The sequence below is a fragment of the Polaribacter sp. 20A6 genome (genome assembly GCF_011378915.1).
In the GTDB taxonomy this organism is placed as follows: Bacteria; Bacteroidota; Bacteroidia; order Flavobacteriales; family Flavobacteriaceae; genus Polaribacter; species Polaribacter sejongensis.
In genome coordinates, this window is the sequence record NZ_WTPZ01000001.1 from 750,319 (window position 1) to 762,366 (window position 12,048).

A 12,048-nucleotide genomic window follows, 5' to 3' on the forward strand; every position below is an offset into this window, starting at 1 on the left:
ACGTCAAAAATAGTGCAATTTTCATTAAAAAGTACCTTACATTTTTTATTTACTTGTGGTGTGCTATGTTTAAAAGCAATCGTTTTGTAAGTGTATTTCGTTAGAAATCAATAAAAGTTGCGGCTAAAACAAAAGAATTATAGGGGGTAGTAGATAAATACTTGCTTTTTGTTCAACTTAAATTGTTCTATTTCTTTTTGGTTATTAAACTTACTATTGTCAGGTCTAACACAGTCGAGAAGTATTAGACTATTAAATAGGTTTCGACTGCACTCAACCAGACATTTACTTGTTTTTAAACTAAATACTATTCAATTAACTACTTAGCTTTAAAGTTTTAACTTCAAAATTAATTATCACACCTATTTTTTAAGTTTTTTGATTCTATACATTCGTTTTTAAAACCATCAGTTCTTAGAGTTCTATACTGAAAAATAAATTTTAATTTTTAAGAAAACGTAGTGTTATTTGTAATTTTATAAACTTTATGTAAAAAAGAGATATATAGTTTCATTTATCTGTAGAATAATGTAAATTTTAGAAAAAATAAAAAACTGCTTTTTTATTTTTATGATAGGCAAACATTCTTATTTTTACATTTAATAGAACGATTGATATATGATAGAATTAGCAGGTATAATTATTTTAGGAATATTAGCACAATGGGTAGCATGGAAATTTAAAATCCCAGCAATATTACCTTTAATTTTAATTGGTTTACTAGTAGGACCAATTGCTGCAGAGTTTTTAAGTGAAGACGGAACAAAATGGATAGAGCCAGTCTGGAATGGAAAAAAAGGTCTTTTTCCTGGAGATAGTTTGTACTACTTTGTGTCTTTAGCCATTAGTATTATCCTTTTTGAAGGTGGCTTAACCTTAAAAAGAAGTGAGATTAAAAATGTAGGACCCGTAATTACAAAACTAATAACAATAGGTTCTACCATTACTTTTTTTGGAGCAGGAATGGTAGCACATTATGTTTTTGATTTAAGCTGGGAACTTTCTTTTCTATTTTCGGGTTTAATTATTGTTACAGGACCTACTGTAATCACGCCAATTTTAAGAAACATTCCTCTAAAAAAAGATATTTCTACAGTTTTAAAGTGGGAGGGAATTTTAATAGATCCAATAGGTGCTTTAGTGGCAGTATTGGTTTTTGAGTTTATTAGTGTAGGTGGTGGAAGTGGTTTTACTAAAACAGCCTTATTGGAATTTGGTAAAATATTACTTTTCGGAACTACATTTGGGTTTACGTTTGCACATGCTTTAGCGTATGCCATCAATAAAAAAATGATTCCACATTACTTATTAAATGTAGTTTCTTTATCTACCGTTTTATTGGTGTTTGTAGAGTCGGAAGTTTTTGCACATGAATCTGGTTTATTGGCAGTTGTGGTAATGGGAATGGTTTTAGGAAACGGAAAATTAAGCAACTTAAAAGAATTGCTTTATTTTAAAGAATCTTTAAGTGTTCTGTTAATTTCCATCCTATTTATTTTATTGGCTGCAAACATTAACATGGAAGATTTACTCTTGTTATATACCTGGAAAACAGTAACACTTTTTGCTGCTGTTGTCTTTGTGATAAGACCTTTAGCGGTTTTTGTAAGTACCAGAAATTCTAAATTAAAATTCAATGAAAAACTATTTATCAGTTGGGTAGGACCTCGTGGAATTGTAGCCGCAGGTATTGCGTCTTTATTTGGGAGTAAGCTATTAAAACAAGGTGTAGAAGGAGCAGAGTATATTACACCTCTGGTTTTTATGATTGTTCTAGGTACCGTTTTATTTAATGCCACTACAGCAAGGTTGTTTGCAAAAATGGTGGGTGTTTTTCTAAAAAGATCCGATGCTATTTTAATTATTGGAGCCTCTAGTCCGGCGAGGTTAATTGCAAAATATTTAAAAGATAACGACAAAAGGGTTATTTTGATAGACTCTAATAAAAACTTTATTCAAAAATCATTAAAAGCAGGTTTAGAAGCCATTGAAATAGATATTTATAACCAAGACTTAACGGATAATATCGAGTTAAATGATGTAGGTTATTTAATTGCAATGACGGGTAGTGAAGCGGTAAATAAATATGCTATAGAAAGTTTTTCTAATAATTTTGGAGAACAAGGTTCATATCGATTGGCAACTTCCGAAGAAATAAAAAACCCAAACTTAAGTATAGAGCAACAACAAATATTATTCAACCCAAAAGGTGATTATATTAATTTAAGTGAAGCTTTTAGAGAGAATCCTAAAATTTATGAAGTAGAAATTAATACAGAAGATGAATACAAGACAATGGTTTCTAGGTTGTTTAATGAATTTAAATCGGTGCTTTTATTTATCAGAAAAGATGATAAATTATACCTAATTCCTGAATTTGAAAAAACAGAATTAACCAAAGAGGATTGTACTTTAATTTACTTAGGTAAAAATGTGTAATATTTTAGTGAAAGTAATTTGCTTAACTAAGGGAAGACGCTAACCCAATGAATATTCACAATGTCCTCCTGAGCTTGTCGAAGGATTGCGTTTGATTTTTCATTCCTATTTATATCAAAGTAATTGGTGAAAAAGTCTTCGACAAGCTTAGCCAGACAAATCGTTTGTGTAGTTGTGTTCTGGTTATAATTTAACGAAAGCAATTTACTTAAAAACGCTAAACCAATGAATACTCACAATGTTATCCTGAGCTTGTCGAAGGATCACAGTTTAGTTTTCAATCTTATTTATATCAAAGTAATTGGTTAAAAAAAGTCTTCGACAAGCTCAGCCTGACAAATCGTTATTATAATTGTGTTTTAACTTAATGAAACCAATTTACTTAACTAAAAAGGCTAAACCAATAAAAACTCACCATGTCCTCCTGAGCCTGTCGAAGGATTGCGCTTGAGTTCTCAATTCTATGTATATCAAAGTAATTGGTAAAAAAAAGACTTCGACAAGCTCAGCCAGACAGACAAATCGTTGGTGTAATTGTGTCCTGGTTATAATTTAATGAAGCCAATTTATTTACTTAAATACGCTAAACCAATGAATACTCACAATGTCCTCCTGAGCCTGTCGAAGGATCACGTTTGAGTTTTCGGTCCTATGTACATCAAAGTAATTGACTCAAAAAGTCTTCGACAAGCTCAGTCAGACAGACGTTATTGTAATTGTGTTCTGGTTATAATTTAACAAAACCAATTTACTTAACTAAAAACGCTAAACCAATGAATACTCACAATGTCCTCCTGAGCCTGTCGAAGGATTACGCTTGAGTTTTCAATCCTATGTACATCAAAGCAATTGATTTAAAAAGTCTTCGACAAGCTCAGCCAGACAGACGTTAGTGTAATTGTGTTCTGGTTATAATTTAACAAAAGCAATTTATTTAACTAAAAATGCTAACCCAATGAATACTCACCATGTCCTCCTGAGCCTGTCGAAGGATCACAGTTGAGTTTTCAGTTCTATTTATATCAGAGTAATTAGTTAAAAAAGTCTTCGACAAGCTCAGCCAGACAGATTGTTGTTGTAATTGTGTTCTGGTTATAATTTAATGAAATCAATTTACTTAAGTAAAAACGCTAAACCAATAAAAACTCAAAATGTCCTCCTGAGCCTGTCGAAGGATCATGTTTGAGTTTTCAGACCTATGTATATCAAAGTAATTGGTTAAAAAAGACTTCGACAAGCTCAGCCAGACAGACGTTAGTGTAATTGTGCTTCGGAAATATTTTAACGACAGTAATTTACTTAACTAAAGATGCTGCTCAATGAATACTCACAATGTCATCCTGAGCCTGTCGAAGGATAATATTAGAGTTTCCAATCCTATGTACATCAAAGTAATTGGTTCAAAAAGTCTTGGACAAGCTCAGCCAGACAAATCGTTGGTGTAATTGTAATTCGGATGAATTTAACGAAAGCAATTTAATTAACTAAAACGCTAAAACAATGAAAACTCACAATGTCTTCCTGAGCTTATCGAAGGATATTGTTTTAATTCTTTGTCTTAAAAGTGTTAAAGTTGTTGTTGAGATAAGTGTATTTAAATATTACAATAATAGTATTTTAGAGAGATGTTTTTAAATTTAATAAAACAATTTACTTAACTAAAAACGCTAATCCAATGAATACTCATAATGTCTTCCTGAGCTTGTCGAAGGATATAGTTTAAGACACTTAAAATCGCTCAACTTTCCCTTATTAGACTGCTCTTACAATCAGCAATAATAAAACTGTTGTTACATATCTAACTCAAAAGTCTGACGTAGTTTATCTATAAGAGGGTTTATTTCTTTCATCTTATTATATTTCTCTTGTGGAGTGTAGGCAAACTTTTTTTCTATGGTTTCGTTTAAATTAACTTCAAGACTGATACCATAATTATTAAGTCGTTTTCTTAAAAAGTTGATCAATTCAGATCTTCCTTTTCTAAATTGCTCTTCCATTAACTTATTAGGTACCGAAAAAGTTATTTTATAGTTTTTCCCTAATTGTGGTACGTCTGTTCCTACAATAGAAGCCATACTACGCTCTCCTTTTTGAATTAACAGCGCAACATATTCTTTCCATAGGATCTGTAAAGCTTCTTCAGTAAAAAAGTCTTTCGGATGGTTGTCAAAATTTTCTTCTACAACCGCTTTCTTTTCTACCTTTTTTTCGTGAATACTTTTTAAAGATAACGAAGATGCACGCCTACCAACAGATTTTAATATCGGTTTTATTCTAGGTTTAGGCGGTTCTACTTTTGGAGCTTGCGCAATTACAGGTTTTTCAATTTTTTTCTCAACCAGTTTTGCAGCCTCTTTTACAGCAGGAGAAAGTGCCTGAAAAAATGTAGCAGGAATTATGTAGTTAGCTGGTTTTTTTTTTTCTCCATCAAAAGTGATAGAGGCAATTTGCATAATGGTTAATTCTACCAGCAGTCGCTGATTTTTACTTGCTCTATAATTCAAATCGCACTGATTTGCTTTTTCTATAGATTGCATTAAAAACGGAATGCTTGCCTTGGTGGCTTGTTCTAAATATTTCTTTTTAGCAGCATCACCAACTTCTAACAACTCTAAAGTAGCTTTGTCTTTGGCAACGAGTAAATCTCTAAAATGACTTGCCAATCCGTTTATAAAATGATGTCCCTCAAAACCCTTTGCTAAAATAGTATTAAAAGCATTTAATACTTGTGGTATTTTGTTGGTCAACATTAAATCTGTCATATTAAAATACGTTTCGTAGTCTAATACATTCAGGTTTTCGGTAACCGCTTCACGGGTTAAATTATTTCCAGAAAAACTAACAACTCTATCAAAAATAGACAAAGCATCTCGCATTGCTCCATCCGCTTTTTGAGCGATAATATGCAAAGCATCATCTTCTGCCGTAATATTTTCTTTTTCACAAATTACTTTCAGGTAATTTTTAGCGTCTAAAACACCAATTCTTTTAAAATCGAAAATCTGACAACGAGATAAAATCGTCGGAATAATTTTATGTTTTTCTGTAGTTGCTAAAATAAAAATAGCATGTGCAGGTGGTTCTTCTAAGGTCTTTAAAAAAGCATTAAAAGCTGCCTGAGATAACATGTGTACCTCATCTATAATATATACTTTATACTTACCGGTTTGTGGCGGAATACGAACTTGATCTGTTAAACTTCTAATATCATCAACAGAATTGTTAGAAGCAGCATCCAGTTCAAAAATATTAAAAGCAAAATCTTCATCCGCAGAAACTTCCGCATCTTGTTGATTAATGTTTTTAGCCAATATTCTAGCACAAGAAGTTTTACCAACTCCACGTGGACCTGTAAACAACAAGGCTTGCGCCAAATGATTGTTTTTTATAGCCTTTTCTAACGTGTTTGTAATGGCTTGTTGCCCAACAACATCCGCAAAAACTTGTGGACGATATTTACGCGCAGAAACTATAAAATGCTCCATGTATAATAGATTGTATATGGTTAACGTCTTTTTAAAGAGTACTAAAATCAAAATAGATTTTGATTAAAAGTAGCTATTGAAATTTAAGGTAAAAACCTTAAACCTGCTTTAAACCTTAAAAGAGACTGGTTTATTTTGATTTAATATTGAACAAAAATAGGGGTATCAGGTATTTTTTACAAGACATTTTCTTAATAAAATCCTAAAGTTGTAAACAACGTGTAAATTGTTTCTATTTGTAACGACTATATAAGTAATTTAAAATTATTTTTGATTCCCTTAAAAAGGAATTGAATGTTTCCAAGAATATAACTCCTTGGATTCTTTTAAATTAAAAGTTCGGAAAATTGTACTAAAAATAGACCAACTGTTTTTTGTGCAATTTTCTTTTTAACCCTAATCCGTAAGTAAAATGAATATTTTAAAGTCTGTTACCTTTTTAAGTTTATCAATATTATTAATTTCTTGTTTCGGTTTTACTGATAAAAAAGAAACTCAAACTGAAACCAAAGCTACTTATATTGCCAAAGAAAATACCAAAGTAGCGTATTTTGCAAGTGGATGTTTTTGGTGTGTAGAAGCTATTTTTGAAAGTGTAAGTGGAGTAGAAGAAGCTGTTTCTGGTTATGCTGGCGGACATACGTTAAACCCAACGTATAAAAGTATTGGAACCGGAAAAACAGGACATTCTGAAACTGTAGCGGTGTATTATAACCCAGAAAAAGTATCTTTTGAAACCTTAGTAACTGTGTTTTTTGGTTCTCAAGATCCAACAACCAAAAATGGACAACATCCAGATTACGGAACACAATACAGATCTATTGCTTTTTATGAAACGGATGCTGAAAAGGCAATTATAGAAAAAATGATTGCAAAATTAAATGCAGAAGTGTACAATGGTAAAATAGCAACCGAAGTTACCAAACTTAAAAAGTTTTATAAAGCAGAAGAGTATCACCAAGATTTTGAACGTAGAAACCCAAACCAAGGATATATTAAGTCGGTTTCTGTGCCAAGATTAAACAAATTTAAAAAGAGGTTTCCGGAGTTGTTGAAAAATGGAAAACATTAAATAAAATTTTTTATAAATTGATATAAGTATCTGAAATAAATTCAGATTGACAAAAAATCTCAGAGAATCGATCTCGGAGATTTTTTTGATTATACACATTGTACAATTTGTTTACGTATATATGAGTAAAATTAAGTTTTATAAATGATTGAAAATAATTGGATTAATAATTTTTAAGCTTGTGTATGCTTTTGTTTTTATTAAAGTATACTATGTTATTTTTGTTGTTTTCTCAAAGACTTAACTGCTTGTTCAATTCCAGAACCTATTTTTTTCTTATTCCATTCATCCCAAAAATTAACGGTAGCGCTATCGGGTTGTATTGTTGGTTTATCAATGATTACTCTACTTGGAAGTAATGAAGCATCTCCAACAATGAGTGCTTCACCAATATCTAAAATAGGTAACATATCGGAAAATCCACCTAAATTGTCAGGGAATAACCTTTTAATTACATTTTGGTCATCAGGATTTGTTAATCTCATTGCAACAAAATTTCCACATTGACTTAAAATTGTTTTATTAACGTCAGATGGTCTTTGACTTATAACAACTAATGAAATCCCATATTTTCTGCCTTCTTTGGCAATTCGCTCAAAACTTTGTAATCCTTTTTCTTCAATAGATCCTTTAGTATTGGCAGGTATATAGAGGTGAGCTTCATCGCAGAATAATGCAACTGGATGCCTTTTGTCTTCCTCCATCCATTGTTGAATTGAAAATATTAATCGACTTATTAATCCTGTAATTAGGGGTAAAATATCTGAAGGAACTTCTGAGAAATCTATAATTTTTAATCCTTTATCATTTCCAAAATCAAGTAGACTCTTAACTAGTGAAATAAACCAATCGTATTGTAATAACTCTTCTTCAGAATTAAAAATAAAATTTAACCTTTTATCGGACTGTTTACTTTGTAGTCGTTGAATAAACCTAGTAAGCTTTTTTGCTAAAGGTCCATCTCTTCCTGTTTTACTTGCAGAAAAATCCCTTGCAGAATCTAATTCTTCAAGTTCAGTTAATACGTCACTAATTTTATATGGTATTGGGCTTTCAACGGTAAAATTGTTTAATATTTCTTGTTGATTTTCTTTTACGAGTTTTTCTTTTTTATATTTTATAATTAGATCAAATAAAGCTCTTGACTGATTTGGAGCGTTACTATCACTTCTATCCAAAAGCATAGATTCAATCTCTTCATAGGATAATAACCAATATGGTAAAAACATAACATTTTCATCCTTTGGAGAGTCAGATGGTCCAGCAATTTTTAATAATGTTGTGTTTTCTAATTTGGCTAACGGTTTGTATTCTCCATGCAAATCGAATACAACACTATTTATAGATTTCAATTTAGTTGCCTTTTCTAAAATATTTGCAACTGTCCAAGATTTACCAGAACCAGTACCTCCAACAATTACAGCATGTCTTTGAAAGAATTTATTACCATCGAGGTTTGCATCAGATTCCTCAGCAATAGTATATTTCCCTATTTTAAGTGGATTTTCACTGTTAGAAGAAATGATATTCATGAAATTTGATAGTTCATTTCCTTGTAGTAAAAAACAATCTGCATTTATACTAGGCACAGTATTTAATGTTCTTTTAAAAATATTTTTTTCTGTACCTATTTTTTGAATTAATGTACCTACCAAATTAATTTTAACAACATTTTCTATTGTAAAATCAGGGTCGGAATCCTCATCAATTTTATCAGCAACAGCTTTACGCATTATTTTAGAAATAAGGCCAATAATTCTTTCACCAGTTTTTGTTGATCGAATTTGAACAATTTGATTTATTTGAACATTATTGAGTAGTTCTTCTTGTTCAACTTTTATTGATACGTTACCAGTATCAACACTTTGTACTTTTCCTATTAAAGATTCTGCTTTCATAATTATAAAATTTCCATAAATTTATTTAATTGCCAATAATTTCCATTTATTATAACTTCTTTTACCTCACTCTCTTTGCTAGATTTGTATATTACCTTCGTTTTTTCTTCTGTTAGCTCTTCAAATAATATATATTTCTGAGCATATTTAATTTCTTTAAAGGTATTTGGTGAGATTTTTTTTGTTATAAGTACAATAGGGACTCCTTTTTTTATTTGGGTTTTTACTCTTGGTGTTAAGTGTTTATCATTAAAACCAAATCCAATAACTAAAAAACTTGCAGCATCTTTAATACAATTATCGGCTTTTTGAATTAATTCTCTATATGGACTATCAAAAGCTTCTTGGAATTTAGTTTTACCAGGTGCAATTATAAGAGGCTTATTTCTTTTTAAGTTTTGTTGTGAATATCTAAATTCTCCATTAATTTCAAACCAATTTAATGAACCATGGACTTTAATAAGGTTTACAATATTCTTGTTTTTAAATAAATTTTCATTAAAAAGTGATAAAGCTCTACCGTTATAACCATCTGTAAATAAAATATTTTCATAAGCCATAATATATTCAAGTACACGGTCATAATTAGTTGTTACGATATTTAATACTTGAGGATGAGCTTCTGAGAATTTATAAATAAGATTTTTAATTCCTTGAAATTCTACCAAATCGTTATTAGAGATTTTATCTAAAACAGAAATGTCTGATTCGTTTATTTTATTCCAAATTATTTTTCTAATAGTTGGCATCTTCTCTTGATATTTTTCTTTACCAAGTTCATCTTCTAAATTATCACTTTCATTATCGAAACCAGGAACATTTTTTTTTAAATCTTCATTTAAATCCCACATACTAGGAAGGCCAAAAGAGATTGTTGCACCTGATCCCCAAACAACCAGTGGAGGGTTTTTTAAAAATTTTTGGGTTAAATTAAAAATTTCTTCTTTTATATCTTTTTTCAATTTTATAATATCTTTTTGTTACTGAATTATTTATATTAAAACAATCCTCTAAATCTCCGCAAAAAGTTTCAATAAGGTTTACGGTTTCCCATAATGTTATCAACTAAGTTTTGTGCTGATGCAGGTAATGCTATTTTTTAAACAAAAAAAAGTTGTCTAAAAAAGTATGTTTTAATTACTAACAATAAAAGTTAGTGAAAAAATCACCACTTTATCACATCACTTTATTGGCTAAATATTTTTGAACTTCATAAACATCAATACTTTTATTAAATTTTTTACTCACAGAAGGAATGTTTTCACTAGATATCCAAATTTTTAGTTCAGCGTCTAAATCAAAAGTTCCTGAGGTTTCTAGAGAAAATCTAGAGATACTTTTATATGGCATAGATTTGTACTCAACTTTACTTCCTGTTATTCCTTGAACATCAATTAAGATTAAACGCCTGTTTGTAAACATAAATGTATCACGGAAAAGCTTAAAACCTAATTCAATTTCTTCATTTTCAGTAAGTAATCTGCCATATTTTTGATTCAATTTTTCAGATGAAACTTCACTTGCATTCCCTAACAATTTATTAAATAATCCCATAGTAATTTTTAAATTATATTTATTATTTCTTTTTCAACCCCATAAATTTCGGCAAAAATATTTAATAAAGTTTACGGTTTCCCATAATCTTATTAATGAGTTGTTTGTTAATTATTTTACATTATCACTTTAATAGACAATAACAGCAACAGATTTACTTGGAATAGTAGCAGTAGCAACCGTTTTTCCTGCTTCGATACATTCATAACTTTTTTCGGTATCAGAATTGTTTTGAACGAATAAATATACTTTACCCTCTTTTTTAATAGAAATTAATGTTTCTTTAGAAAAGGAAGCAATTCTTTTACTACCAGGTTGCATGTATTTACTTAATAAGGCAATTACGGCATAATCTGGGTTGTAAGTAACGGTTTGGTTTTTTCTATCAATATTAATTAAACTATTTTGTTTCCAGTTCCAACCACTTTTTCCTGTTTCGTCTAAAATCATGTTCCAATAACAATAATTAGGAACGCCAAAATTGATATAAGATGCTATTTCACCAAGTCTATTATAAGCTTGTTCCATATTGTTTTTACCATTATAGCAAACACCTTCTGTATGCATGGTTGGAGTACCTTTAGCTAAAAAAGACAGATCCTTTAAATAGTTTGTATTGGTATATTGTAATCCAATTCCGTCAACAGCGTTTAGGTAGCCTTCTGTATTTGCAAACTCTAAAGCATCTAAAGCACCGTGAGTTCTAAATGTACCAGCCCAAATTTCTGTGTTCATATTGTTTTTATTAAAATTAGGTCTTAAATACTGCTGTATAAAATGATACATCTGCGCTGGTTGCATAACATTAGAAGGATAATTTGTGTTAGCATCAGTTTCGTTTTGAACAAGTATTCTGTCTATTTTAATACCTTCGTTTGCATAAGAATTTACATATTTAGAAAAATAAAGTGCGTAAGCCTTGTAAATTTTTGGATCGTCTTTTAATTTATTTTGATCTCGATTATTTTTACCTTGATCCATAATTCCAGAAGACTTCATCCAACCTGGTGGACTCCAAGGAGAGGCAAATAATTTCATTTTAGGATTGTATTTGAAAGCCATTTTGATATAAGGCAATACACTCTTTTTTTCTCTTTCGATAGAAAAGTGCTCCATAGTATAATCTTCGGCAACTTCGGAGTAGCTATATGCATCTGCACCAAAATCACTAGCGCCAATGGCAGTTCTAGAAAATGAAAATTGAGCGCCATCTTCACTAAATAAATTACGCATTACGTTTTCTCTGCTTTCTTGGGGTAAAGACATTAAAGCAAGTCCGCCTATTTCATTAAAAGCACCTCCAACGCCTTCAATTTCTTGAAATTCTATAGATGGATACACAACTATTTTTTGAGCTTTTTCATTGTTGCTATTTTGTGTGTATTCTAAAATTGGTTGTGCAGGTATTTCTTTTCCTTCTTTTAAATCAACATAAAATACTTTTGATTGGGCGTTTATAGAAATTATAAATAGGAAATAACATAAAGCAGTTATAATAAGTTTTCTCATTGGTGTTGTTGGTAATAAGTTAAAAGATTAAGTTGAATTATTTTTAATAAAAGCAGGTTAGCTAAGATAGTGATTTTAGCAAAAATTTAAA

At 30.3% G+C, this 12,048-nt stretch carries 7 protein-coding genes; 2 read left to right on the forward strand and 5 right to left on the reverse strand.

Annotated elements, in window-relative coordinates:
• The first annotated feature begins 618 nt into the window (after positions 1–618).
• Positions 619–2,439 (forward strand): sodium:proton antiporter, encoded by a 1,821-nt coding sequence (locus tag GQS57_RS02975; protein WP_165731053.1) that lies wholly within the window; start codon positions 619–621, stop codon positions 2,437–2,439.
• 1,790 nt (positions 2,440–4,229) lie between these two features.
• On the opposite strand, the gene dnaX is transcribed toward GQS57_RS02975, so the two are convergent.
• The gene (gene dnaX, locus GQS57_RS02980; protein ID WP_165731055.1) at positions 4,230–5,924 is read right to left on the reverse strand and encodes a DNA polymerase III subunit gamma/tau; all 1,695 of its coding nucleotides are present in this window, start codon (positions 5,922–5,924) and stop codon (positions 4,230–4,232) included.
• Positions 5,925–6,336: 412 nt separating this feature from the next.
• Here dnaX and msrA point away from each other — a divergent pair, with 412 nt between their 5' ends.
• Positions 6,337–6,996, forward strand: a complete 660-nt coding sequence (gene msrA, locus GQS57_RS02985; RefSeq protein ID WP_165731057.1) for a peptide-methionine (S)-S-oxide reductase MsrA — start codon at positions 6,337–6,339, stop codon at positions 6,994–6,996.
• A gap of 215 nt (positions 6,997–7,211) precedes the next feature.
• Here msrA and GQS57_RS02990 read toward each other — a convergent pair whose 3' ends face one another.
• The 4 genes from GQS57_RS02990 to GQS57_RS03005 form a co-directional block, all read right to left on the reverse strand.
• A complete protein-coding gene (locus tag GQS57_RS02990) occupies positions 7,212–8,894 on the reverse strand; it encodes an ATP-binding protein (RefSeq protein ID WP_165731059.1) in 1,683 nt (560 codons plus the stop codon).
• A 2-nt stretch (positions 8,895–8,896) separates the two neighbouring features.
• Complete coding sequence (locus GQS57_RS02995; RefSeq protein ID WP_165731060.1) at positions 8,897–9,856, reverse strand: SIR2 family protein; 960 nt, start codon at positions 9,854–9,856, stop codon at positions 8,897–8,899.
• A gap of 214 nt (positions 9,857–10,070) precedes the next feature.
• Complete coding sequence (locus tag GQS57_RS03000; protein WP_165731062.1) at positions 10,071–10,448, reverse strand: PH domain-containing protein; 378 nt, start codon at positions 10,446–10,448, stop codon at positions 10,071–10,073.
• Between the two features lie 129 nt (positions 10,449–10,577).
• A complete protein-coding gene (locus tag GQS57_RS03005; protein ID WP_165731064.1) occupies positions 10,578–11,957 on the reverse strand; it encodes a hypothetical protein in 1,380 nt (459 codons plus the stop codon).
• Positions 11,958–12,048 lie beyond the last annotated feature (91 nt).

Excerpts from the sequence above, each read along its gene's own strand:
- GQS57_RS03005 (WP_165731064.1), bottom strand. The coding sequence starts at position 11,957 with ATGAGAAAACTTATTATAACTGCTTTATGTTATTTCCTATTTATAATT.
- dnaX (WP_165731055.1), bottom strand. The coding sequence starts at position 5,924 with ATGGAGCATTTTATAGTTTCTGCGCGTAAATATCGTCCACAAGTTTTT.
- GQS57_RS03000 (WP_165731062.1), bottom strand. The coding sequence starts at position 10,448 with ATGGGATTATTTAATAAATTGTTAGGGAATGCAAGTGAAGTTTCATCT.
- GQS57_RS02975 (WP_165731053.1), top strand. The coding sequence starts at position 619 with ATGATAGAATTAGCAGGTATAATTATTTTAGGAATATTAGCACAATGG.
- GQS57_RS02990 (WP_165731059.1), bottom strand. The coding sequence starts at position 8,894 with ATGAAAGCAGAATCTTTAATAGGAAAAGTACAAAGTGTTGATACTGGT.
- msrA (WP_165731057.1), top strand. The coding sequence starts at position 6,337 with ATGAATATTTTAAAGTCTGTTACCTTTTTAAGTTTATCAATATTATTA.